General features: G+C 72.9%; 18 protein-coding genes and 1 pseudogene. 15 read left to right on the top strand and 4 right to left on the bottom strand.

The annotated features are described in order from the left end of the window. Window positions 1–28: 28 nt before the first annotated feature. Entirely contained in the window at window positions 29–919 is an 891-nt protein-coding gene (gene galU / locus L6E17_RS11540; protein ID WP_236240674.1) for a UTP--glucose-1-phosphate uridylyltransferase GalU, read from the top strand. Between the two features lie 108 nt (window positions 920–1,027). On the opposite strand, the gene L6E17_RS11535 is transcribed toward galU, so the two are convergent. The 3 genes from L6E17_RS11535 to L6E17_RS11525 form a co-directional block, all read right to left on the bottom strand. Further along, window positions 1,028–3,337, bottom strand: coding sequence for a glycosyltransferase family 4 protein (locus L6E17_RS11535; RefSeq protein WP_236240673.1), 2,310 nt, complete (start codon window positions 3,335–3,337; stop codon window positions 1,028–1,030). Beyond that, the gene (locus L6E17_RS11530) at window positions 3,334–4,668 is read right to left on the bottom strand and encodes a glycosyltransferase (RefSeq protein ID WP_236240672.1); all 1,335 of its coding nucleotides are present in this window, start codon (window positions 4,666–4,668) and stop codon (window positions 3,334–3,336) included. The genes L6E17_RS11535 and L6E17_RS11530 overlap by 4 nt, the downstream gene beginning before the upstream one ends. 79 nt (window positions 4,669–4,747) lie before the next feature. Then, entirely contained in the window at window positions 4,748–5,344 is a 597-nt protein-coding gene (locus L6E17_RS11525) for an acyltransferase (protein WP_236240671.1), read from the bottom strand. Window positions 5,345–5,777: 433 nt separating this feature from the next. Between L6E17_RS11525 and rplU the strand changes: the two genes are divergently transcribed. The 13 genes and pseudogenes from rplU to L6E17_RS11460 all read left to right on the top strand — a co-directional run bounded on the left by rplU (window position 5,778) and on the right by L6E17_RS11460 (window position 22,647). Further along, window positions 5,778–6,098 carry a 50S ribosomal protein L21 gene (rplU, locus tag L6E17_RS11520; RefSeq protein WP_236240670.1) on the top strand — a complete coding sequence of 107 codons (321 nt, stop codon included), beginning with the start codon at window positions 5,778–5,780 and terminating at the stop codon, window positions 6,096–6,098. A 14-nt stretch (window positions 6,099–6,112) separates the two neighbouring features. Further along, window positions 6,113–6,367, top strand: a complete 255-nt coding sequence (rpmA, locus tag L6E17_RS11515; RefSeq protein WP_071273601.1) for a 50S ribosomal protein L27 — start codon at window positions 6,113–6,115, stop codon at window positions 6,365–6,367. A gap of 162 nt (window positions 6,368–6,529) precedes the next feature. Continuing rightward, window positions 6,530–7,966: a GTPase ObgE gene (gene obgE / locus L6E17_RS11510; RefSeq protein WP_236240669.1), complete on the top strand. Its 1,437-nt coding sequence runs from the start codon at window positions 6,530–6,532 to the stop codon at window positions 7,964–7,966. 163 nt (window positions 7,967–8,129) lie between these two features. After that, the gene (locus tag L6E17_RS11505; RefSeq protein ID WP_236240668.1) at window positions 8,130–9,185 is read left to right on the top strand and encodes a hypothetical protein; all 1,056 of its coding nucleotides are present in this window, start codon (window positions 8,130–8,132) and stop codon (window positions 9,183–9,185) included. Between the two features lie 329 nt (window positions 9,186–9,514). Continuing rightward, window positions 9,515–10,864, top strand: coding sequence for a glycosyltransferase family 4 protein (locus tag L6E17_RS11500; RefSeq protein ID WP_236240667.1), 1,350 nt, complete (start codon window positions 9,515–9,517; stop codon window positions 10,862–10,864). Continuing rightward, complete coding sequence (locus tag L6E17_RS11495) at window positions 10,861–11,685, top strand: hypothetical protein (protein ID WP_236240666.1); 825 nt, start codon at window positions 10,861–10,863, stop codon at window positions 11,683–11,685. Before L6E17_RS11500 ends, L6E17_RS11495 begins: the two co-directional genes overlap by 4 nt. 265 nt (window positions 11,686–11,950) lie before the next feature. Next, complete coding sequence (locus L6E17_RS11490; RefSeq protein WP_236240665.1) at window positions 11,951–13,450, top strand: bifunctional cytidylyltransferase/SDR family oxidoreductase; 1,500 nt, start codon at window positions 11,951–11,953, stop codon at window positions 13,448–13,450. A gap of 148 nt (window positions 13,451–13,598) precedes the next feature. Beyond that, window positions 13,599–15,827, top strand: a complete 2,229-nt coding sequence (locus tag L6E17_RS11485; protein ID WP_236240664.1) for a hypothetical protein — start codon at window positions 13,599–13,601, stop codon at window positions 15,825–15,827. A gap of 527 nt (window positions 15,828–16,354) precedes the next feature. Continuing rightward, on the top strand, window positions 16,355–17,506 hold the full coding sequence (gene proB / locus L6E17_RS11480) for a glutamate 5-kinase (RefSeq protein ID WP_236240663.1): 1,152 nt from the start codon (window positions 16,355–16,357) through the stop codon (window positions 17,504–17,506). A gap of 123 nt (window positions 17,507–17,629) precedes the next feature. Further along, window positions 17,630–18,199 carry a hypothetical protein gene (locus L6E17_RS11475; protein ID WP_236240662.1) on the top strand — a complete coding sequence of 190 codons (570 nt, stop codon included), beginning with the start codon at window positions 17,630–17,632 and terminating at the stop codon, window positions 18,197–18,199. 325 nt (window positions 18,200–18,524) lie between these two features. Beyond that, window positions 18,525–19,829, top strand: a complete 1,305-nt coding sequence (locus tag L6E17_RS11470; RefSeq protein WP_236240661.1) for a glutamate-5-semialdehyde dehydrogenase — start codon at window positions 18,525–18,527, stop codon at window positions 19,827–19,829. A gap of 110 nt (window positions 19,830–19,939) precedes the next feature. Then, a pseudogene (locus L6E17_RS11465) lies at window positions 19,940–20,495 on the top strand (hypothetical protein). Window positions 20,496–21,462: 967 nt separating this feature from the next. Then, window positions 21,463–22,647 (top strand): hypothetical protein, encoded by a 1,185-nt coding sequence (locus tag L6E17_RS11460; protein ID WP_236240660.1) that lies wholly within the window; start codon window positions 21,463–21,465, stop codon window positions 22,645–22,647. A gap of 231 nt (window positions 22,648–22,878) precedes the next feature. Here the strand turns inward: L6E17_RS11460 and L6E17_RS11455 are convergent, their stop codons facing one another. After that, a complete protein-coding gene (locus L6E17_RS11455) occupies window positions 22,879–23,958 on the bottom strand; it encodes a M48 family metallopeptidase (protein WP_236240659.1) in 1,080 nt (359 codons plus the stop codon). Between the two features lie 271 nt (window positions 23,959–24,229). On the opposite strand from L6E17_RS11455, the gene L6E17_RS11450 reads away from it, so the two are divergent. Beyond that, complete coding sequence (locus L6E17_RS11450; protein ID WP_236240658.1) at window positions 24,230–24,394, top strand: hypothetical protein; 165 nt, start codon at window positions 24,230–24,232, stop codon at window positions 24,392–24,394. Window positions 24,395–24,436: the final 42 nt, after the last annotated feature.

Here is a 24,436-nt window from a genome sequence, read left to right as displayed (position 1 = left end):
GTGCCATTCACCGAAAGCGAAACCCCTCATGATAAACAAGGCAGTCATCCCCGCGGCCGGGCTCGGCACGCGGTTCCTGCCGGCGACCAAGGCCACCCCCAAGGAGATGCTGCCGGTCGTCGACAAGCCGGCCATCCAGTACGTCGTCGAGGAGGCCGTGGCCGCCGGACTCTCCGACGTACTCATGATCACGGGCCGCAACAAGCGGCCCCTGGAGGACCACTTCGACCGCAACTACGAGCTCGAAGAGGCGCTCACCCGCAAGGGCGACGCCGACCGGCTCGCGCGGGTGCAGGAGTCCAGCGACCTGGCGACCATGCACTACGTGCGGCAGGGCGACCCCAAGGGCCTCGGCCACGCCGTGCTCTGCGCCGAACCCCACGTCGGGGACCAGCCCTTCGCGGTGCTGCTCGGAGACGACCTGATCGACCCCCGCGACCCGCTGCTGTCGCGCATGGTGGAGATCCAGGAACGCGAGGGCGGCAGCGTCGTCGCGCTGATGGAGGTGGACCCGGCCCAGATCCACCTGTACGGCTGCGCCGCCGTCGAGCCGACCGGCGACGCCGACGTGGTCCGCGTGACCGGGCTGGTGGAGAAGCCGGACCCGGCCGAGGCGCCCAGCAACTACGCCGTCATCGGCCGCTACGTGCTGGACCCGGCCGTCTTCGGCGTGCTCCGGGAGACCGGGCCCGGCCGCGGCGGCGAGATCCAGCTCACCGACGCCCTGCAGCTGCTCGCGGCCGACGAGCAGGTCGGCGGACCGGTCCACGGCGTGGTCTTCAAGGGCCGCCGCTACGACACCGGCGACCGCGGCGACTACCTGCGGGCCATCGTCCGGCTGGCGTGCGAACGCGAGGACCTCGGCCCGGACTTCCGCACCTGGCTGCGCGCCTACGTCGCGGAGGAGATCGCCGGCTGAGCCGCGCCGCGGCGGCGGACGGCCGAGCACGGGCCACAGAGCGAAGCGGCCGGCCCCCCTCGCACAGGAGGGGGCCGGCCGCTTCGCTCTGCCCGCGGGCGGACGACGCTACGGGGAGGACACTCCCTGGTCGAGCACGGGGAGGTGCTCGAAGGGCCGCAGGTCCATGCTGTTGGTGACCTTCAGGTGCGGATGCTCCTGGGCCATCCGCCAGGCCGTCACCGTCGCGTTGGTGTCGGCGAGGAACACGTGCTGGGTGAGGTCCAGCCGCAGCTGCGGCAGCGCCTCGTGCTGCGCGATCTTCGCCAGCAGGCGGGGGCGCACCACCCGGTAGCCCCGCTGGAACACCTTCTTGTGGAAGCCGTGCGCCACCTTGTTGTGGGCGCGCCGGGCGACCTTCACCGCCAGCTCGGGCACCGCCTTGTCGCGCTGCCGCTCCGCCAGCCGGTCGGCGCGCCGCAGCACCGCGCGCGGCGCGCGGTAGACGACGAACCGCTCACTGCGCGGAATGACCAGCGACGTCTCGGCGTCCTCGATGGTGAGCAGCGCCACCCGCGGGTCCAGCCGCGACCGCGTCCACGCGGCCGTGCGGGCGGTGACGAGGTCCACGTGCACACCGCGCTTGACCAGCTCGTTGGCGAAGTTGGCGACGCGGTGCGGGCGGGCCGGGGTGTAGGCCAGGATGACCACCCGGCCGGGGTCCGCCGGCTCGGCACCGGACTCCTCAGCCCGATCGGCCTCGGCCTCCCCGGCAGGCGCGGCGGCGGCCGCCGGGCCCTCCGCTGCGGCGGCCGGGGCGGTCTCGTCGGTCTGCTCGTCCGCGGCCGCGGCGGGCGGTTCGACGGCCGGTGCACGGTCCTCGTACAGCTCGACCAGCTGCCGGCCGACGACCTCGCGGCTGTACTTCGCGAGGAGCGCGGCGCGCGCCTTCGCGAGGTCCAGCTCGTGGAACCGGGCCCGCAGCGCCCAGTAGGCGTCGGCGATGACGTCCGGGTCGTCGCTGACGTCCATCAGCGCGCCCGCCAGGTCCTCGATGCCCGCCAGGGTCTCGTCGGGGCCGTAGCTCCGGGTCACCAGGACCGGCAGGCCTGCCGCGTTCGCCTCGACGACCGTCATGCCGAAGGTCTCGAAGCGGCTCGCGTGCACCAGCAGGTCGTACTGGTGCATCAGCTCGTTGACCTCCTCCGGCGGCACCGGCGGGAGGATCCTGAAGCGGTCGCCCAGGCCCAGCTCCTCGCCGCGGGCCCGCAGCTCGTCCTCCAGGAAGCCCGAGCCGACCATCGTCAGCGTGGCCTCCGGCTCCTTCTGCGCGACCAGCGCGAACGCCTCCAGCAGCGGGAGGACGCCCTTGTGGCGGATCAGCCGGCCGAGGTACAGCCAGTTCAGCAGCTTCTCCGACGGCTTCGCCTCCGGGGTGAACCGGTCGAAGTCGATGACGTTCGGCACCACCCGGATCTTGCCCTCGTGGTGCGGGAACTCCCGGACGATCTGGTCGCGCAGGTAGCTGCCGACGCACAGGAACTCGTCCGCGCGGTGCAGGACCTCGTCGTACAGGCGGCGCCCGGCCGGCTGCTTGAAGATCTTCTCCAGGAAGGTGGAGTGCTCCGTCACGATGATCCGCGCGTCGGGACGGCCCAGCCGCATCGCGTGGACGCCGCCGTAGATGGCGGTGTGCGCGTGGATCACCGGCGCTTCGATCCGGCCGGTGGGGAGCGCCTTGCGCAGGGCCGCCTCCTGTGCGGCCGCCCAGGCGAAGTAGCCGCGGCGGGTGGTGAGCGGCACCGGGACGCGGGTGAGGACGCCGTCCGGGGTGTCGATGACAGGGATCAGCTCCCGCCGGTCCAGAAACCGGTCGCCGGTGACCCTGATGGCATCCTCCAGGAGAGCCGGCGCGCTGCCCGCCCAGTCCTCGGTGTGGAGGATGGAGATCCGGTCGTAGTGCCCCCGCACGGCCTCCGTGGCGGCCTGGACGAACGAACCCGCGAAGGGGTTGTTCGGCGACGGGTACCACGGAGTGATCACCGCGAGCTCGGCGGGCTCGGTGACCCGGCCGCCGTTGTCGTACGGCTCCAGGCGGAACTCCAGCCCGGGGCGGCGGCGCAGCGCCGCCCACGCGACGGGCAGGGCCTGCGCGTCGCCGGCGACGAGCAGGCCGGCGCCCTGCAGCGGGCCGTCCTTGGCCAGGAGCAGCTTGCGGGCCGCCCGCCACGGGGAGCCCTTCTTGTTGCGCTGGACGCGCAGCACCCGGACGCCGGGGAGGTCCGGCAGGTCGTCCCACTCGGGGCGGTCCGCGATCACCAGGACGACGGGGCGCCCCTCGGCGGCGAACGTCTCGACGTGCGCCCGCGTGGCCCGGACCCGGTACTCGCCCAGGGCGAGGTACAGGACGTGGCCCTTGCCGGTCGTGCTCGTGCTCATCGGGTCCCCTCCACCAGCTTGCGCATGCGCTCCTCCCAGGGGCCGAGGGTGGCGGCCCGGGTGTAGGTCTGCGCGTGGGCAACGGCCTGCTCGTGCTGCGCGCGGTCCACGCCGCGGGCGGCCTCGGCGGCCGCGATGAACGACTTGGCGACGTCGTCGCCGGTCAGTTCGCTGCCGCGGAACCAGAGCGGGTAGCCGTCCAGGACCTCGGTGGCCGCGATGTCCGGGCGGTGCACCGACACGATGGGCTTGCCTGACGCCATGTACTCGAAGATCTTGCCCGACGTCACGTAGCGGGCGCCCGGCACGCAGAAGACCAGTGCGTCGGTCCGCGCGTACACCGCCTTGGCCTCGGCCTTGCCGAAGGCGCCGTGGTAGCGCACGCCGATGTTCTCGTCCAGCGGCAGCCGCTCCATCAGCGGGGCCACGTCCTGCGGGAAGAAGCCCAGGTGCCCGTGGATGTCGAGCTCGGCGTCACGGAGCAGGGGGTGGCTGCGGGCGATCCGCCAGCCCTCGAAGAGCTCCTCCAGCGGCAGGTAGGAGGTCACCGTGCCGAGGTAGCCGAACCGCAGCGGCCGGTCGGGGGCGGGCGGCACGAACTCCTGCTCGCCCATGAGTTCGGGCTCCCAGCCGTTCGGCACCACGGTCATCCGCTCCGCCGCGTACGGATACCGGTCGATGTGCCACTGGCGCATGCCGTCGTTGACGAAGACGATCTCCGCCGCGTCCCGCAGCACCCTGGCCTCCCATTCGAAGGCCTTGCTGCCCTCGGGGAACTTCAGCTCCTCGGTGAACTGGTTGAACGTCCACGAGTCGCGGTAGTCCACCGCGTACGGAATGCGCAGCAGCTTTCCGAGGACCTGGGCGGCGGCGAACGAGACGAAGGGGTTTCCCGTGGCGATGATCAGGTCGAATTTCTGCTTGAAATGCGCCTTCACAGCATGGGAGAGAACCCCGGGAATCCAGGTCAGGTAGTGCTCGGGGAACACCTTGCTCTGGAAAAGCTTGTAGAGGTTCCCGGCCACCGTCGGGAAGTTCCGGCGGAGTCGCCCGAACCGCCGGATGTCCTTCTCCCACGCGTAGTACCCCATGGGAGGCCGCACCACGGTCACGTCCGGGTCGATCGTGTCCTCCAGCGACGGGTCGCACGCGTTGTGCAGATACGTCTGGAAGAACTCCCGGGGTGCCGTGTAGACGGTGACGTCCCAGCCGGCCTTGGCGAAGTGGTTGGCTGTCGCCCGGGCTCGAAATATGCCGCTCGCACGGCTCGGCGGGAAATAGTACGCGAGGTAGAGAACGCGGGGACGGCGTCCGCGTGATCCAGGCGGCATGGTGGTCGTGAAACCCTTTCTATAGGCATGCGGGCAGGAGCTTACCGCCGCACACGCCACTTCACGTTCTGTGTCCGGTTCAGCGCTCGGTGAGAACGCCGTCCTTCTCTTCGTACACTGCGCCGGTCTGCGGGCACTCCCACACACCGTTCTCCTCTTCGCGCTCGACCAGCCGGACGCCCGACCTGCCGACCCAGCCGATCCGGCGCGCCGGGACCCCGGCGACCAGGGCGAAGTCCGGCACGTCCCTGGTCACGACCGCCCCGGCGGCCACCATCGACCAGCGGCCCACCCGCACCGGCGCCACGCACACGGAGCGGGCACCGAGGGAGGCGCCCTCCGCGACCCTGACGCCGACGGCCTCCCAGTCGCCGCCGCGCTTCTGCTTGCCTTCGGGGTCCACCGAGCGGGGGTTGTGGTCGTTGGTGAGGACGACCGCCGGGCCCACGAAGACGCCGTCACCCAGCTCGGCCGGCTCGTACACGAGCGCGTAGTTCTGCAGCTTGACGTTGTCGCCGATGCGCACGCCGGTGCCGACGTAGGCGCCGCGCCCGACGACGCAGGCCTCGCCGAGCCGCGCGCCCTCCCGGATCTGGGCGAGCTCCCAGACGCTGCTGCCGGCGCCGATCTCTGCGGTCTCGTGGACCTGGGCGGTGGGCTGGACCCTGTAGTTCACTTCTGCGTCTCTTTCCGGGCGGAAAACGGGAACGGGAACGGCGGCACGTTTCGGGCCGAGCATACGCGCCGGACGCTCACCGGCCGTGCCGCCCCTGCCGGGCAGGCGGGCCCGGACGGGCCCCCGGACACCGCGGCAGGAGAGCGCGGCAATAAAGAGGAGTGCGGTGCGGGGGCGGAGGGAGGCCCGCTGGCCACCCGGAGGGCTCCGGGGCGGCGCACCGCCGCCCTGGGAGAGCCCCGGTTTGACCCGTCCGGGGCGGGCCCGTAGCCTTGACCGTCGGCGTGTCTGCAGACGCGCCAACCTCTGAGCACCTCCCTCCCGGCCCCGGGTCGGGAGAGGCCGTCCCAGACCATCCGGTCCCGCCGCAGGCCCTGCCCGCGTGGGCGGCTGGCGTCAGGGGTTTCACCCGAGCGAGGAAAGAGAGATCCGCGTGTACGCCATCGTGCGCAGCGGTGGCCGCCAGCACAAGGTTGCTGTCGGTGACATCGTTGAGGTTGACAAGATTTCCACTGCCAAGGTTGGCGACACGGTCGAGCTCTCGACCCTGCTCCTGGTCGACGGCGACGCCGTGACCAGCGACCCCTGGGTCCTGGCCGGCATCAAGGTCGAGGCCGAGGTCGTGGACCACCACAAGGGCGCCAAGATCGACATCCTGCGCTACAAGAACAAGACCGGCTACCGTCGTCGTCAGGGTCACCGTCAGCAGTACACCGCGCTGAAGGTCACCGCGATCCCGTCGGCCGCGAAGTAAGGGACTGAGGAGACATGGCACACAAGAAGGGCGCATCGTCCACCCGGAACGGTCGCGACTCCAACGCTCAGCGGCTCGGCGTGAAGCGCTTCGGCGGTCAGGTCGTCAACGCCGGTGAGATCCTGGTCCGCCAGCGCGGCACCCACTTCCACCCGGGCGCGGGTGTCGGCCGCGGCGGCGACGACACGCTGTTCGCCCTGCAGGCCGGCGCGGTGCAGTTCGGCACCTTCCGCGGCCGCAAGGTCGTGAACATCGTTCCGGTCGCCTGACCGGACGCATCACTTCGCGAGGGCGGGCCTCTCTTCCCATGCGGTGCACACCGCACGGGAAGCGGGTCCGCCTTTCGCGTGTTACAGCTGAGGCGACAGCCGGACGAACGCCGGCGTCGCACGTACGCAGAGACATCCCCGCACTGCTGGAGGCACCCCACCATGACCACCTTCGTGGACCGCGTCGAGCTGCACGTCGCCGCGGGTAGCGGAGGCCACGGCTGCGCCTCCGTGCACCGGGAGAAGTTCAAGCCGCTCGGCGGCCCCGACGGCGGCAACGGCGGCCGCGGCGGCGACGTGATCCTCGTCGTGGACCAGTCCGTCACCACGCTGCTCGACTACCACCACTCGCCGCACCGCAAGGCCACCAACGGCAAGCCCGGCGAGGGCGGCAACCGCTCCGGCAAGGACGGCCAGGACCTCGTCCTGCCCGTGCCGGACGGCACCGTGGTCATGGACCGGAACGGCGAGGTCCTCGCCGACATGGTCGGCCACGGCACCCGGTTCGTCGCCGCCCAGGGCGGCCGCGGCGGCCTCGGCAACGCCGCGCTGGCCTCGGCCCGCCGCAAGGCCCCCGGCTTCGCGCTGCTGGGCGAGCCCGGCGACGTGCTCGACATCGTCCTGGAGCTCAAGACCGTCGCCGACGTGGCGCTGGTCGGCTACCCCAGCGCCGGCAAGTCCTCGCTGATCTCCGTGCTCTCCGCCGCCAAGCCGAAGATCGCGGACTACCCCTTCACCACCCTGGTGCCCAACCTCGGCGTGGTGACCGCCGGCTCCACCGTCTACACCATCGCCGACGTCCCGGGCCTCATCCCCGGCGCCAGCCAGGGCAAGGGCCTCGGCCTGGAGTTCCTGCGGCACGTCGAGCGCTGCTCGGTCCTCGTGCACGTCCTGGACACCGCCACGCTGGAGTCCCAGCGCGACCCGGTGTCCGACCTCGACATCATCGAGGAGGAGCTCAAGCAGTACGGCGGCCTCGACGACCGGCCCCGCGTCGTCGTCCTCAACAAGACCGACATCCCGGACGGCCGGGACCTCGCCGAGATGGTCCGGCCCGACCTGGAGGCCCGCGGCTACCGCGTCTTCGATGTGTCGGCCGTCGCCCACCAGGGCCTCAAGGAACTGTCGTACGCCCTGGCCGAGATCGTCGCCGCGGCACGCGCCGCCAAGCCGCAGGAGGAGGCGACCCGGATCGTCATCCGCCCGAAGGCGGTCGACGACGCCGGCTTCACCGTGACGAGGGAGGGCGACGACCTGTTCCGCGTCCGCGGTGAGAAGCCGGAGCGCTGGGTGCGCCAGACGGACTTCAACAACGACGAGGCCGTCGGCTACCTCGCGGACCGCCTGAACCGCCTCGGTGTCGAGGAGGAGCTGATGAAGGCCGGCGCCCGCGCAGGCGACGGCGTCGCCATCGGCCCCGAGGAGAACGCGGTCGTCTTCGACTGGGAGCCGTCCATGATGGCGGGCGCCGAGATGCTCGGCCGCCGAGGCGAGGACCACCGCTTCGAGGCCCCCCGGCCGGCCGCCCAGCGCCGCAAGGACCGCCAGGCCGAACACGACGAGGCCCAGCGGGAGTTCGACGAGTTCGACGCCTTCTGAGGCGTCCGCCCGACACCGCCGCGCGCACCGGCCCACGGCCCGTGCGCGCGGCGCGGCCGGCGGAACCGACCCGCCGGACCGCACACCGGGCGGGGCCGGGGCACGGGGCAGGCCCCTCCCTCGGGCGGCGGTCGGGCGGACGCCGCCTGCTAGGTTCCCGATCATGCTGATCAACACCGTCCCCAGGCCGGCGGCCCTTCGGCCGGGGAGTCGCGGGGCCGCCCCACGGCCATGGCGCTCCCGCAGCGCGACCGCCCTCCTGGCGCTCGCGCTCTGCGCCGGTACGGCTGCGGGCGCGGCCGCACCCGCAGCCGCCGCCTCCACGACCTTCGACTTCCCGGCCAGGCCCAGGGCCGACCAGTACCACGACATCCCCGGAACGCAGATCACCTTCACCGCCGAAGCCGGCCAGAAGTCCTATCTGTGGTCCCGGCACCTCTCCGTCAGCAACGTCACGCCCCTCGTCAGCGGGGAGAACATCGGCAACACCTTCGCCATCCGCTGCCGGTACGCTGACGGCGCCCCCCTGGCGAACGGCGCGGAGTCCGGCGCGTACTGGGCGGCGAACCTCGTGCCGCCCGGGGAGACGTCGCTGTCCCCCGGTGTGCGGTGGCTGTTCACCGCCCCCACCTCCGCGACCTACTCCTGCCGGCTGTCCGTCGTCGCGTACTCCTCCGTCGTCGCCGGAGGCAAGAACGTGACCATGCGCGTGCCCGCAGGCGCGGAGCTGGCCCGCACGACCCCGCCCGTGGCGGCCCGCTGGACCCTGCAGTCGGCCGACGCCACCGTGGTTCCGTCCGGCTCCGAGGCGACGACGCTGGGCTACACGTTCTCGCCCGCCGGCGGGGACCGTATCGCCGTCGTGCAGGACGCCGCACTGTCCACCTGCGCGCCGGGCTCGCCGATCTGCGCGGGCGGCACCGAGGAGTACGACGGCACCGAGGCCGAGACGTGGATCGAGGCGCAGCCGCGGAACCCCGACGGCGCGCTCTGCGGCGGTCCTGTCAAGGGGCCCGTGGGGAAGTGGCGCATCTCCGACGCCAAGCACCACCAGACGGCCACCAACACGCTGTATCTCGACACGGCGCAACTCGGCGGATGCACGCAGGTCCGCGTCACCCTGAAGGTGAGGAACGTCCACGGCAACCCGGTGAACATCCACGCGGGCCACGCCTCGGAGTGGATCGCGGCCACCCGCGGCACGGCCTTCACGTACTGACGGCCTCCGCCCGTCGGGGTGCGGTGGCGCGGCGGGCCGGCGCTCCGGACGGGGCGCGGCCCGCCGCGCTCTGCATGACCGCTCCGGGTGGACGGGTGAGGTGGGGCGGAGGCCGGCGGGCCACGCGGGTGCGCGACCGGGCGGGCGGTACGGGCGCCCGGTGAGCACATCCCTGCTGCAAGGCACCTGACCCGGGGGCGGCGGGTCACCCCCGGTGCGCCGGGGCGTTCGGGGCAAGGGCAGGCCGGCAGGCAACCTCAGGGCCTCCGATGGCATCTGACCCCGGGGGCGATGCGCAGCGCCCCGTCTCCGCCGGGAACAGGGCCCTGATGAAGATCTCCTTCCTCATCCACACGATCTACGGGATCGGTGGCACCATCCGCACCACGCTGAACCTCGCGGAGGAACTGGCCGCCCGGCACGACGTGGAGATCGTCTCGGTCTTCCGGCACCGGGACATCCCGCTCTTCTCGATCGACCCCCGCATCACCGTCGTCCCGCTGGTCGACACCCGCCCCACCTCGCCCACCTGCGAGAAGCAGCACCCCGACCAGCTGACGCCGGCGGCCTTCTTCCCCCGCACCGAAGCGCGTCACCAGGAGTACAGCAAGCTCACCGACGAGCGGGTGCGCGCCCACTACGCCACCTCCGACGCCGACGTGGTGATCGGCACCCGACCCGGACTGGTCGCCTACGCCGCGCAGTTCGCCCCCAGGGGCGCCGTGCTCATCGGGCAGGAGCACATGACGCACCATCACCACAAACCGGAGCTCCGCGAGGAGATACGCCCCCATCTGGAAGCGCTGGACGCCTTCGTCACCGTCTCCGAGGGCGACGCGGAGGTCTGGCGCGAGCAGATGCGGCTGCCCGCGACCCGCGTGCTGTGCATCCCCAACAGCGTGCCCGCGCCGATGGTCGCGCCCTCCGACCAGTCCGGCACCACCGTCGTCGCGGCGGGCCGCCTGTCCAAGGAGAAGCAGTACGACGTGCTGATCACCGCCTTCGCGAAGGTCGCGGAGGCGCGGCCCGAGTGGACCCTGCGCATCTGCGGCTGGGGACCCGAGAAGGCGCGGCTGCGCGCCCGCATCGACAGGCTGGGGCTCAACAACCACGTGTTCCTCATGGGCCCCCGCTCACCCATCGAACCCGAGTGGGCGAAGGGAGCCATCGCGGCCTCCACCTCCCGCCACGAGTCGTTCGGCATGACCCTCGTCGAGTCGATGCGCTGCGGCGTTCCCATGGTCAGCACCGACTGCGACTACGGGCCCCGCGAGATCATCAAGGACGGCGAGGACGGCCTGCTCGTGCCCGTCGGCGACGCCGACGCCGTGGCCGGGGCGCTGCTGGCCCTGATCGACGACGAGGACCTGCGCCGCAGCATGGGGCAGGCGGCCCTGCGCAACGCCCGCCGCTTCGACCCGGCCGCCATCGCCGCGCAGTACACCGACCTCTTCGCCGAACTCGGCGCGGGACGCCGCGCCCCCGCTGCGGCCCCCGGCACCAGCCCCGGCACCGGCATCGGCACCAGCACCAGCACCGGTACCGGCACCGCTCCGCCCGCCGGAGGCGGCGGCTCACCGGAGGAGCAGCGGGCGGACCGCGGCCGGGCCGACCGCGGCGCGGGCGGCTTCGCCCCGCCGCGGACGCCGTCGCCGCACCCGACGGCTCCGTCACCGTGACCCTCGTGACCCCGCCCGGCGCGGCCCGCCCCGACGGGCTGCGGCTCGTGTGCGTCCCGCACGCAGGACCCGCCAAGGCGGACGGCGCGGCCGAGCGCACGTACGCGTTCGACAGCGGCGGCACCGCCACCATCCCGGCAGGCGACGACATCGCCGAGGGCACCTGGGTGTGCCATGCCGCCCCCGCGGGCGGAGGGCCGCGCGTCCCCGTCACCGCCCGCTCCGCGGACCAGCGCGGCTCCATGGACGCCACCCGCCTGCTGCGGCCCGGCACCCCGGTACGCCACCTCGTGCCCCACCGCCGCTCGCCCGAGCCGGTGCTGGAGATCCGGGCCTGGGCCCGCGACGTCCACGCCGAGGCGGGCGACCTCCACGTCACCCGGCACGACATCACCGTCACCGGGCGCCTCCACGGCCAGCACGGCCGCACCCGCGCACGGCCGCAGGTGCTGCTGCGCCCGGCGGGCGGCGGCAGCGACGTCAGCGCGGACGGCACCTGGCTCCCCGGCGGCGGCTTCCGGCTGCCGCTGCCGCTCACCGAGCCCGTGGCGCGGCGCACCGGCGCGGAGCACGACGACTGGTCGCTGTGGCTGCGCTACGCCGACGACCGGCCACCGGTGCGGATCAGCCGGATCCTGGACGACGTCGTCGCCAAGGCCGACGTCTTCACCTACCGGCCCGCCGCACGCCTCAAGCCCCGGCCGCTGCTGCTCCTCCGGAGGGCCTGGCGCAGGCTGCGCCGCCGCAAGCAACTCGTGGTCACCATGACGGCCTTCTACGACCGGGACAACGCCCTCCACGTCCGGGTGGCAGACCGGTAGGAGACCCCAGCGGACCGGGCCCCGTACAGGCCTACGCGGCGCCGCCGAGCAGGCCCGACCTGCGCGGAGCCCCGCCGACCCGTGTGCTGTGCCTCACTTCGTACCCCGCCGGACCGTGTCTCCCCGTGCCGCAAGGGCCCCTGGCCGTCTTGTGAACGGCCGGTGTCCACGGGGTTGTGCGCGGCCGCCGCCCGCCTTGCACGGCGGTCACGCAGAGTGCGACTATCAGCCCGTTCCCCCAGCGATACCAAGGTAGGTCGTCTCCGTGTCCGTGCCGCAGGAAGCCAAGACCCGCACCACCGCAGTCGTGCTCGCCGGGGGCACCGGTCAGCGGGTGGGCCTCGCGATCCCCAAGCAGCTCCTGAAGATCGCGGGCAAGGCCGTCATCGAGCACACCCTGACGATCTTCGAACAGGCCGACTGCGTCGACGACGTGATCGTGCTGATGGCCCCCGGCTTCGTCGGCGACATCGAGAAGATCATCGCCAAGGCGGGGCTCACCAAGGTCACCAAGGTCATCGAAGGCGGAGCCACCCGGAACGAGACCACCGAGCGCGCCATCGCCGCCCTCGGCGAGGGCCTGGCCGACGGCGAGGACCTCAACGTCCTCTTCCACGACGCCGTGCGCCCCCTGCTCTCCCAGCGCGTCATCAAGGACTGCGTCGACGCCCTGGAGCGCTACCAGGCCGTGGACGTCGCCATCCCCTCCGCGGACACCATCATCGTCACCCGCACCCACGGCGAGGACGGCGAGTTCATCACCGACGTCCCCGACCGCTCCCGGCTCCGCCGCGGCCAGACCCCGCAGGCGTTCAAGCTGTCCACCATCCGCAAGGCGTACGAAGTCGCGGCCGGCGACCCCCACTTCCAGGCCACCGACGACTGCTCCGTCGTCCTCAGGTACCTGCCCGACGTGCCCATCCACGTCGTGCCGGGCGACGAGTACAACATGAAGGTGACGCAGCCCGTCGACGTCTTCATCGCCGACAAGCTGTTCCAGCTCGCCTCCACCGCCGCCCCCGCCCAGGCCGGCGAGGAGGCCTACCGCGAGCAGCTCACCGGCAGGACCGTCGTCGTCTTCGGCGGCTCCTACGGCATCGGCGCCGACATCGCCCGCCTCGCCGGGCAGTACGGCGCCTCCGTCTACGCCCTGGGCCGCTCCACCACCGGCACCCACGTCGAGAACCCGGAGCACATCGAAGACGCCCTGGCGAAGGCGTACGCGGAGACCGGCCGGGTCGACTACGTCATCAACACCGCCGGCGTCCTGCGCATCGGCAAGCTCGCCGAGACCGACAGCGCCACCATCCAGGAAGCCCTGAACGTCAATTACCTGGCACCGGTGCAGATCGCCCGCGCCTCGTACAAGTACCTGGTCGAGAGCAAGGGGCAACTGCTGCTCTACACCTCCTCCAGTTACACCCGCGGCCGCGCCGAGTACAGCCTGTATTCGTCCACCAAAGCCGCGATGGTCAATCTCACCCAGGCCCTCGCCGACGAATGGGCCGGCGACGGCATCCGCGTCAATTGCGTCAACCCGGAGCGCACCGCGACTCCCATGCGCACCAAGGCTTTCGGACAGGAGCCCGCCGGCACCCTGCTGTCCTCGGAAGCCGTCGCCCGCACCTCCCTCGACGTGCTGCTCTCCGAACTGACGGGCCACGTCATCGACGTACGGCAGCAGGACCCGACCGCCGGGGCCAGCGCGGCCTCGGGCTTCGAGCAGGCCCTGGCCGCGGTCCTTGACCGACAGGAAGATGTGTAATACTCGCGAGTCGTGAATTCCCGGGCCCCCGTGTCACAGCCGAATTCGACGGCCGACGCGGGGGCCCGAGCAGTGAAGCCCCACCTTCACGGAACCGACGCCTTGTGAAAAACACCGGCATCCCTCTTGGATCTGGAGCAGGTTCTACGTGATCTCAACAGCCATTCGCCTGGCCCGAGCGGGCAGTGGGGCAGAGCTGGCCGCGGCGGTACTCCTCCTCGGAGTCGGCTACCCGGCCGTCCTGCTCGCCGCGCTGCTTCCCAACCTCTGGCTGTTCGCGGCGGCCGGCGCCGTGACCTACCTCGCCGACTGGTACCTCCACCAGAAGCGCAGCCGACTGACGAACCTCCTCAGCCGCGTACGCCTCGGCACATCCCTCCGCTTCCTGCTGCGCCAGCTCCTGCTGATCCTGCTTCTCGCCCGCGAGGGCCTCGCCGAGCAGCCGGTCTTCTACGCCGCGGCCGGCGGGTTCCTGCTCTTCTACGCCCTGCAGGCCCCGCACGGCGCCCTCACCCACCTGATCCTGCTGCGCCGCACCATGCCGGTCGTCACCCGCAACATCGACCTGCACGCGGTGCGCATCGCCGACGCGCCGCCGCGCGCCCTGGTGCACCGCCCCGCCGAGAAGATGCTGCACCTCGACGTCCCGGCCGTCGCCGGCGTCATCGCCGCCGTCGCCACCGGCCAGGCCGCCCTCGCGTATGCCGGGGTCGCCGCCACCCTGGGCCTCGCCGTCCTCTACACCCTGCTCCTCGTGCCGTACCTGCGGCGCAGCCGCCGAGCCCCGGGCGCGGGCGCCGTCTTCAAGGCCGTCGACACGTGGCTGCGCGAGTACCAGCCGACCGTCGTGCTCTACTTCTCCGGCTCCGCCGACTCCGCCTACCAGGTCAACATGTGGCTGGAGACCCTGGAGCAGATCGACGGCCGCCCCCTCATCATCATGCGGGAACGCAACCTGGTGGAGCAGCTCGGCGACACCTGGGTCCCCGTCCTGTGCGTGCCGGGCGCCCAGCACCTCATGGCCATGGACCTGCCGACCGTCCGCGTCGCCCTCTACCCGGCGAACGTCGGCAAGAACATCCACCTGCTGCGCGTCCCCACCATGAAGCACGTCTTCATCGGGCACGGCGACAGCGACAAGCTCGCCAGCGTCAACCCCTTCTCCAAGGTGTACGACGAGGTGTGGACCGCCGGCCGCGCCGGCCGCGACCGCTACGCCCTCGCGGACGTCGGCATCCGCGACGAGGACATCGTCGAGGTCGGCCGCCCGCAGCTCGCCCCGATCCAGCCGTGGACGGGCACGCCGAAGAACCCCATTCCCACCGTCCTCTACGCCCCCACCTGGGAGGGCTGGGACGGCAACCCCGGCAACACCTCGCTCCTCCTGGCCGGCGAGAACATCGTCCGGCGACTGCTGGAGGCCGACAGCCCCGTCCGGGTCCTGTACAAGCCCCACCCGTTCACCGGCCTCGTCGACAAGAAGGCCAAAGCCGCCGACGCACGCGTCAAGGCGATGATCACGGCGGCCTCGGCCCGCCGTGCCGCCGACCCGCGCTGGGCGGAGGAAGCCGCCGCCGCCCAGGCCGGCCAGGCCGCCGCCCGCGCCGAGCTGGCCCGCATCGAGGCCCGCCTCGACGCCCTCGCCCACCGCGGCCGCGACGGCGCCGACGAGGCCGAGACGTCCCGCACCTCCCTCGCGGACCCGCAGCGCCTCGCCGAGGCCAAGCGGCTGCGCGCCGAGTGGAACGACGCCTACTGGCGCTCCTTCGGCTGGTGGGAGCACAAGGTCATCACCGGGGCGGAACCGCGGCTCTACGACTGCTTCAACGAAGCCGACGCGCTGGTCTCCGACATCTCCAGCGTGGTCTCCGACTTCCTCGCGAGCGGCAAGCCGTACGCTGTCACCGACTCCGCCGAGGTCGGCGCCGAGGAGTTCAAGCGGCAGAACACCGCCGTGCGCGCGGCGGTCGTCCTGAGCAACAGCGCCGCCGAGATCGACGAACTGCTGGCCGCCGTGGCGGACCCCGCCGCCGACAAGGCGGCGCAGGCCCGGCGCGACCTCAAGTGCTACCTGCTCGGCCCCGACAAGCCCACGTCGACGGAGCGGTTCAACGCCGCGGTAAGCGACCTGGCGGCCAGGGCCGAAGCCCGCAACGAGCGCGTCGCCCAGCGCCTCGCCGGGCAGCCGCTCGGCGAGCTCGACCGCGAGGACGGCGCCGTCTCGCTGTCCGCCGAGGGCGGTGTGGAGGTCCCGGGCCCCTCGGGGGAGCGCGTGAAGGCCCGCAAGGGCGGCAGCGGCGACCCCGAGGCCGACGCGGAGATGGCGCAGGCGGCCAAGGCCGCCGCCGACGACGCCGAGACCACACCGGTCGCCTGACGGGCCGCACCGCGGCGCGGCCCTGACCGGCGGGGGCGGGGCTCTCTTCGCACCCCCCGGACGGCTGCAGGGGCCTGCCCGGGGCGGGCGGGTCTTGTGCGCTACGCCGGCGCCGCCCCCTCCTCGGGCCGCCGGGTCTGCCCGGGGCGCGCGCCTCTTCCGTACTGCCCACTGCCCTGCCCGAGGACGCCGGGCCGGGACGGCCGCAACGGCCGCACTGGGCGGCCCCGCGGGCGTCCCGTCCGCAACGGCCGCCCGCGGGCGTTTCCGGTAGGCGCCGCGTCGACCGATCGCGGGCGGAAGGGCTGCCGACCGGAGCCCCGGCCGTAGGGCTTCCGGCGGACGCCGCACCGGCCCCGTACGCGTCGCGCCCCAGCGGCGCCCCGTGCACGAGCCGGGAGGCAGCCGGACGGAACGCTCCCGCGGCTACGGCACAGCCGGCACACGACCCCGGGCAGTGTCCACCCGGCCGTCCAGTCGGTGGGATGCGGCGGCACTGATCATCGCGCCTCGCGTAGATTCACCCTGTGACAGTGGCAAGGCAGCAGGTGACGGAAGCCCGCAGGATCGTCGTCAAGGTCGGCTCGTCCTCGCTGACCACCGCGTCAGGAGGGCTCGACGCCGACCGGGTCGACGCGCTCGTGGACGTCCTCGCGAAGGTACGCGGCGGCGGCCCCGCAGAGGGGCCGGCCCGCGAGATCGTCCTCGTCTCCTCCGGCGCCATCGCCGCCGGACTGGCACCGCTCGGGCTCACCCGCCGCCCCCACGACCTCGCCCGGCAGCAAGCCGCCGCCAGCGTCGGCCAGGGCCTCCTCGTGGCCCGCTACACCGCGTCCTTCGCCCGCTACGGCGTACGCGTCGGCCAGGTGCTGCTGACCAGCGACGACATGAGCCGCCGTGCCCACTACCGCAACGCCTACCGGACGCTCGACCAGCTGCTGACCATGGGCGCCTTCCCCATCGTCAACGAGAACGACACCGTCGCCACGGACGAGATCCGGTTCGGCGACAACGACCGGCTCGCCGCCCTCGTCGCCCACCTCGTCCGCGCCGACCTGCTCGTCCTGCTCTCCGACGTCGACGGCCTCTACGACGGAGACCCCAGCCGCCCCGGCACCTCCCGCATCGCGCAGGTGCGCGGACCCGAGGACCTCGCGGGCGTCGAGATCGGCTCGGCCGGCAAGGCGGGCGTCGGCACCGGCGGCATGGTCACCAAGGTGGAGGCGTCCCGGATCGCCGCGGAGGCGGGCATCCCCGTGGTCCTCACCTCCGCCAGCCGGGCCGCCGACGCCCTCGCGGGCCGGGACACCGGCACCTACTTCCACGCCACGGGGCGCCGCTCCGCCGGCCGGCTGCTGTGGCTGGCCCACGCCTCCGCCCCGCAGGGCTCCCTGACCCTCGACGACGGCGCCGTACGGGCCGTCGTGCACGGCAGGAAGTCGCTGCTGCCCGCCGGAATCGCCGCCGTGGAAGGGGACTTCGGCGCCGGCGACCCGATCGAGCTGCGCGACACCGACGGCCGGCTCGTCGCCCGCGGACTGGTCAACTTCGACGCGAAGGAGCTCCCGCAGCTACTGGGACGTTCCACCCGAGACCTGGCGAAGGAACTGGGTCCGGCATACGAGAGAGAAGTCGTACACAGGGACGATCTGGTCGTCTTGCACCCCTGGAACGGCTGAAAGTAGCGTCAACCGGCCGGGACCTTCACCAAAACCGCCCCACGTCCCGCCCGGGGCTGGTCAACTTTGTCTGGGGGGTAAGGCGGGGTGACAGCACGACAACGCATCAACAGGAGGCCGCCGGTGAGACGAGCGCGCCCTGGGGCCGGGCCCCGCGGGACGACCGAACGTGCCTTGACGAGTGTCGAGGCGGGGGCGGATTTCGACGAAGCCAGGCACCGCACGGGCAGCGGCGGCACGGACGACGCCAGGAGCACCCCGCACCCCGCGCAGCCCCCGTACGTCAGGGACGCAGGCGGCGCACGGGGCGCGCAGGAGGCCGCGGGCGGCAGCGCCGTACCCGACCGGCCCGTGTCCCGGCTCTGGCACATCACGCTCAGCGTCTCCGGCGAGGAGGCACCGCTGAACGACGTCCGGCGCGCCCTCGAACAGCTCGCCCACGACCACCCCTTCCTGCTGACCAGCAGATACGCCGCCGACCACGCCGAGATCCGCTACTGGGAGGAGGCCCGCGACCTCCACGACGCGGCCGCGGTGGCGCTCCGGCTGTGGGGCGAGCACCGGCACAGCGCCAACCTGCCGCCGTGGGAGATCGTCGGGCTGGAGGTCATCGACCGCGAGACCTACCACCAGCGCGTCGCCGAAGGCTACGGCCCGCCCCCGGCGTCCCCCGTCGGCGTCCACCCCTACTGACCACTCACCGATCGCCCTACTGACCACCTCTGCTGACCACCTCCACGGGTGACCACTCCCGGCCGCCACTACGGGACCACGCGGGACCACGCGGGACCGCCTCTGCAAGGTCACCACTACGGGCTGCCTCCACCGGCCGTATCCATCGGCCGTATCCCGTCACGATCCCTCGTGACCGCTCCGCCTCACCGCCCCCGCGGACCGCACCTGCCGGCGCCGGGGCACCCGCCCAGCCCCGCCCCGCCCCGTCTCGCCCCGTCTCGCAGAACGGGACGGGGCAGGGCAGGGGAGGAAGCCCGCGCCGCGAGCGCATTACCCTGCGGATATGACCTCGCACTCCGCCTCCTCCCTCCCCCTCAACCCGTACGACGACATGTCGCCGGTCACCCAGGCCGCCTACCGCGCCAAGGCCGCCGCCGCGGAGATCGCGCCCCTGCCGCGTGCCCCCAAGGACGACGCGCTGCTCGCCATGGCCGACGCCCTGGAGGTCCGTACCGCCGAGATCGTCCAGGCCAACGCCGAGGACGTGGCCAAGGCCCGGGAGGCCGGCACCAGCGAATCGGTCATCGACCGGCTGACCCTCACCCCCGAGCGGGTGCGGGCCATCGCCGCCGACGTCCGCCACGTCGCCGCGCTGCCCGACCCGGTCGGCGAGCTCGTCCGCGGCTCCACCCTCCCCAACGGACTCGACCTGCGGCAGGTCCGCGTCCCGCTCGGCGTCGTCGGCATCATCTACGAAGCCCGGCCGAACGTGACCGTGGACGCCGCCGCGCTGTGCCTGAAGGCCGGCAACGCCGTGCTGCTGCGCGGCTCGTCCTCCGCGTACGCCTCCAACACCGCGCTGGTGCGGGTGCTGCGCGACGCCGTCGGCGGCGCGGGACTCCCCGCCGACGCCGTACAGCTCGTCCCGGGGGAGTCCCGCGACTCGGTGCGCGAGCTGATGCGCGCCCGCGGCCTCGTGGACGTCCTCATCCCGCGCGGCGGCGCCTCCCTGATCCGCACCGTCGTGGAGGAGTCCACCGTCCCGGTCATCGAGACCGGCACCGGCAACTGCCACGTGTACGTCGACGCCGACGCCGACCTCGACATGGCCGTCGACATCCTGATCAACTCCAAGGCGCAGCGCGTCAGCGTCTGCAACGCCGCCGAGACCCTCCTCGTCCACCAGGACATCGCCGCGGAGTTCCTGCCGCGCGCCCTTGACGCGCTCGCCGAGGCGGGCGTCACCGTCCACGGCGACGAGCGGGTCACCACCTACGCCGAAGGCTCCAAGGCCGAGGTCGTCCCGGCGACGCCGGAGGACTGGGAGACCGAGTACCTCTCCCACGACATCGCCGCCGCCGTCGTCGACTCGCTCGACGCCGCCGTCGCCCACATCCGGCTGTGGACCTCCGGACACACCGAGGCGATCGTCACCACCTCGCAGGCCGCCGCCCGCCGCTTCACCCAGTTGGTGGACTCCACCACGGTTACCGTGAACGCGTCGACGAGGTTCACGGACGGTGGCGAATTCGGCTTCGGCGCCGAGATCGGCATCTCCACCCAGAAGCTCCACGCCCGCGGCCCCATGGGCCTCCCCGAGCTCACCTCGACGAAGTACATCGTCACCGGCGACGGTCACACCCGGTAGGCAACAGAGCCCCGGGGCGCGACGCCGCCCCGGGGCTGCCCGGCCGTGCGGGGCGCGGAAGCTTTCCGCTCTCCCTGCCCAAAGCCCGCTCCCGGGTCTACCCTGAGCGTGTGCCGGACGACGTGGGGGGCAGGCCGTTCCCGGACGGCTGGGAGCCCGACGACGACCGCGGAGGCGCCGACGAGGACTTCGCCTCCGTGGTGTTCGACGAGGACTTCGTACGCGCAGCCCGGTTCCACGAACCCACCGCCGCCGAGAGGTTCGTCGCCGCCGCCCAGGCGCGCGGCAGGCGCACCGCTCAGGACAGCGCGCCGTACGGCTCCCACGACCCGTACGACCCCGCCGGGCACCCCGGCGCATACGGCGACGACCCGTACGGCTCCGCCCACATCCACGACCCGTACGGCCCCTACGGCGGCGCTCTGCGCCCCTACCGGCCGGGCGGCCGCTGGTACCGGCCCCGTCGCCTGGATCGTGGCCCTGCTGATGGGGCTCGGCATGGTCGTCCTCGCCTTCACCGCCGTGTACCGCAGCGCGGCGTCCGCCGGCCGCGACGACCAGATCCCCGCACCGGCGACGACGGACCTGCCGCAGGGCGACGGCGACGCCCTCCGGGGCCCCGCCCCCGCCCCCCCACCTACCACCAGTCCCCACCCCGCCCCCTGACCCCCCGGCCCAGCCCTCGCGGGGTTGACGGCTCCCCGCCCCGCCGGGTGGGCGCTGAGGGCTCTGCGGCCCGCATCCGGCCGACTCGGGTGCCGCGGCGGGTGCCGCGGCGGACACGGTACGGACGCGGCGGCCCGAGCCCACAGCGCGCACCACGCGGCTGCCCGCGCCACCAGGAGCACCCGCACCACGGCACGAGCCCCCGCAGCCGCGCCCACCGCTCCCAGGCCTTCGCGGGCTCCGTCGCAGGAGCCCCCCGAGGAGCCGTAGCGTTTCCCCGGCCGGACCCGCAGGGCACCCCGCCGGCAGCCGCAACGTCACCAGCCACCGCGGCTCCCTCCCGACCAGGCGCCACGCCCCCAGGGCTCCGGGCCTGCACCGACGCAGCCCGACACAGATACGGAGGGCCCCTGGACCGCTGTCCCCACCGTGCCCCCGGCAGCCCGGCAGCCCGGCAGCCCGGCAGCCCAGCAGCCTGGCAGCCAACCCCCATGAGCTCGGACCCGGACCCGGCGCTGGAGCGGATCTGGAGCCCGGACCCGGCCCCGACCCGGAGCCCGGACGCCTGAGGCACAGAGGGCCGGCCGCCCCGCCTCGGCAGCCCAGCGGCCCAATGCCCCGGCAGGCCGGCAGCCGCTGTGCGCCTGCCGAGCAAGAGGCCCTCGGCAGCCAGCAGCTCCAGTGCGCCCGCTGTACTGATCTCCGGCCGCCTGGCAGGCTGCCGCGGCGCGCCCGCCGACTGGACGCCAGCCCGCCAGCCTGCCGACGGGGCAACCCGGGAGCGGGCGGTCCGCCGCTCACGGCGGTCCGTCGGCCTCGGCCCGGCAGTCTCGCCTGTCAGGCCTGCACCTCGCCCCCCGGCATGCGCCCTGTTCGACCCCGCAGATGGACCAAGGGCTGAGCGGTTACCCACAGTTGGGGTCCGTCCGGGCGTTTACCGGGACCCCGCCGGACCTACCCTCAAGGTATGGCAGGGAGTGTCGACCCGCCCGACGGGACACCCGACGGCACACCCGAGGGGCGCCCCGGCGGTGGAGAGGACGAGTACCGGTCCGTCGTCTTCGACGAGTCGTTCATCCGGGCTGCCTCCCTCCACGAGTTGTCCGCCCGGGAACGCCTGGACGACCAGACCCGTGACCCCGTCCGCCACCGGGCAGACGCTTCCGATCACGAGCTTCACGAGCTTCACGGCGGCCGCGACGGGCGCGGCCCCGAAGGGGACGGCGACCACGGCTACCTGCCGCCTTCGAGACATCGGCACGGATCCCGGACAGGCGCCCTCGCCCTGGTCCTCATCGTCGCCATGATTTTCGCTGCGGCTGTCCACCTCGCTTTCCGCGGGCCCCACGGCCCGCCGCTCGACCAGCCGGCCGAACCGGCCCGCATGGCGCTCGTCGCCCTCGCCCCTCAGGGCCCCGTCCCGGGTGGGACCCCCGCCGAGCTGTACACCCACGGCCCCGCCGCGCAGCACCGCACCGGCGCCGCGGGCATCACCCTGCCGCCCGCTCGGAGCACTGCCCACTTCACCCAGAGCCAGGTGCTCGCGGCGCTCAGCACGGCGAAGGACTACCTGGTCCAGTCTTCGCTGGACCCCGCCGTCCTGACCGGTGGCACGGACCGCCCCGTACGGCTGCTCCTCGACCCCGACCAGCTGGCGCAGTTCGACCGCAGCCTTGACCGCCCCGCCGCGGACGGCCGGCACACGGTCGGGGGCTGGCTCGTGCGGTTCGACCCGGACCATGTGGCGCTCGCCGACCCGGAAGTGCGGGTCCACGGCACCCTCGGGTACACCGAGACCTCCGCCGACGAGCTGGAGGTGGTCTCGCAGCACACCTTCACCTACGCGCTCCGCCCGGCGGCCTCCGACCCCGGTACGGCGGACGCCTCCTTGTTCACCGTCCGCCGGGAGCTCCTCTTCCGCTTCGACCGCGAGGACCTGCGCCTCCACCGTGCCGAGCTGGTCACCAGCCGCCTGTGGGCGGGTCCGCTGGACTGCGCCACGGACGTGTCCGGGACCCTGAGCCCCCTCCTGGCAGGTCAGAGGGCGACATCGACCACCGCGCCGGCCGCGGATCCCTATGCGACGGCCCCGGCCACCGGCGTACCGGCCTGCTCCGCCCTGGCTCCCGACGCCCAGCCCACGCCCCCATGACCCGGCGGGCTGACCGCTTGCCCGGCACGGATTCGGCGTGCCACCCCCTCACCGTCCCCGGTGGCGTTCCGGCAGCGCGCCGGCGGGCCGCCGGGGAAGGGGACCGACCTGGGACGGAGAGGGGCCCGGGGTGTAGCCGCCCGTCGCCGCCCGGCCGCCTGGGACGCAGCCGCCCGTCATGGGGGCAGGCCGCCCCGGCGCCGACCGGTCGTCCATGAACCGCAGACCGCCTCAGGGGGTTTTCGAGGACCCGTTGCTGTCGCCGCCGCTCCCAGCGGACCGGGACTGGCCGCCGCCCGTGAACTTCTCGAACAGCTTGCCGCCGAGGTCGCCGGCGCCGCCGGCTATGTCCCCGACCAGCTTCATCAGCGGATCCTTGCTTCCGCGCACCGAGTCCGCGTAGTGACTCGCCGACTCCCGGACGGAGTCCGTCACCGACGTGTCCTTGTCCTCCGAGCGCTTCGCGTAGTGGCCGTCCATGATCCGCTGGTAGTCGCGGCTCTCCGCCCACTTCTTCAGCTCGGCCGCCCGGACCGTGGTGAAGGGATGCGTGCGGGGCAGCATGTTGAGGATCTTCAGGACGGAATCCCGCAGGTCGCCTCCCGCCTCGTACTCCTCCGCCTGGGCCAGGAAGGCGTCCACGTTCATCTCGTGCAGGTGGTGGCCGCCGGCGAGCTTCATCAGCCCCCGCATGGACGCCTGGAGGTCCTGGCCGACCAGCAGGCCGGCCCGGTCGGCCGACAGCTCCGACTTGCGGAACCACTCCCGCAGCGCCGTGACGATCGCCGTGATGGCCACATTGCCGAGGGGGATCCAGGCGACCTTCAGCGCGAGGTTGGTGAGGAACAGCAGCACCGTGCGGTACACGGCGTGTCCGGACAGGGCGTGGCCCACCTCGTGGCCGACGACCGCCCGCATCTCCTCCTCGTCGAGGAGCTCGACCAGGCCCGTGGTGACCACGATGATCGGCTCGTCCAGCCCGATGCACATCGCGTTGGGCTTCGGGTCCTGCGTGACGTACATCGCCGGGACCTTCTCCAGGTCCAGGATGTAGCAGGCGTCGCGCAGCATCTCGTGCAGCCGCGCGAACTGCGTCTCGCCGACCCGCACCGAGTCCGACAGGTACAGCAGGCGGAGGCTGCGCTCGGGAAGCAGGCCGCTCACCGCCTTGAAGACGGTGTCGAAGCCGCTGAGCTTGCGCAGGGCGACGAGGGCGGAGCGGTCCGCCGGATGTTCGTAGGCCCGGGAGGAGATCCCGGGGAAGCGTGTGCGCCGACGGCTCGGCACGCCCTCGTGGTCGGTCTCGGTCATGGAAGCCCCCTGTTTTCGTGCGAGATGCGAAAGGTGTCTCGTACGACACCCAGCGTAGGCGCTGCCGCCGCCAGGCCGTCGGGCCTGTGGACAACCGCCTGTGGACAACGGTCGGCGGAGCTCGCCGGCGGCACCCGGTGCCCTGGCCGGCGCCCCGGCCGACGCACCGGTCACGAAGACAACGACCACGTCGGCGTGAGCGTGCCCGCGGGCCCCGCATACGATGTGCGCGAAGTCTCCGCTCCCACCCCGATGGATAGGTCTTCAGAAGATGAGCAGCCTGCACTCCGCCGCCGCCACCCTGGTCACCCTCGCCGAGGGCTCCGAGCACGGCGGCAACCACGAAAGCCTCAACCCCTACGTCACCGGCGGCGGCGCCCTCGTCGTGCTGCTCCTGATGCTGTGGGTCACCACCCGCTTCAACCGCGACCGCTGAGCCGGTGAGCGCCGGGACCGGCCGCACCACCGTGCCGTTAGG

Origin of the sequence: Streptomyces sp. CC228A (assembly GCF_021390935.1) — a bacterium.
In the GTDB taxonomy this organism is placed as follows: domain Bacteria; phylum Actinomycetota; class Actinomycetes; order Streptomycetales; family Streptomycetaceae; genus Streptomyces.
The sequence above is the reverse complement of the archived record's forward strand: the minus strand, read 5'-3'. Positions and strand labels throughout refer to the sequence as shown.

Coding starts and splice junctions, on each gene's coding strand:
- galU (WP_236240674.1), top strand. CDS start 29: ATGATAAACAAGGCAGTCATCCCCGCGGCCGGGCTCGGCACGCGGTTC.
- L6E17_RS11450 (WP_236240658.1), top strand. CDS start 24,230: ATGAGCAGCCTGCACTCCGCCGCCGCCACCCTGGTCACCCTCGCCGAG.
- L6E17_RS11470 (WP_236240661.1), top strand. CDS start 18,525: ATGACCTCGCACTCCGCCTCCTCCCTCCCCCTCAACCCGTACGACGAC.
- obgE (WP_236240669.1), top strand. CDS start 6,530: ATGACCACCTTCGTGGACCGCGTCGAGCTGCACGTCGCCGCGGGTAGC.
- L6E17_RS11455 (WP_236240659.1), bottom strand. CDS start 23,958: ATGACCGAGACCGACCACGAGGGCGTGCCGAGCCGTCGGCGCACACGC.
- L6E17_RS11500 (WP_236240667.1), top strand. CDS start 9,515: ATGAAGATCTCCTTCCTCATCCACACGATCTACGGGATCGGTGGCACC.
- L6E17_RS11530 (WP_236240672.1), bottom strand. CDS start 4,668: ATGCCGCCTGGATCACGCGGACGCCGTCCCCGCGTTCTCTACCTCGCG.
- L6E17_RS11460 (WP_236240660.1), top strand. CDS start 21,463: ATGGCAGGGAGTGTCGACCCGCCCGACGGGACACCCGACGGCACACCC.
- rpmA (WP_071273601.1), top strand. CDS start 6,113: ATGGCACACAAGAAGGGCGCATCGTCCACCCGGAACGGTCGCGACTCC.
- L6E17_RS11535 (WP_236240673.1), bottom strand. CDS start 3,337: ATGAGCACGAGCACGACCGGCAAGGGCCACGTCCTGTACCTCGCCCTG.
- L6E17_RS11505 (WP_236240668.1), top strand. CDS start 8,130: ATGCTGATCAACACCGTCCCCAGGCCGGCGGCCCTTCGGCCGGGGAGT.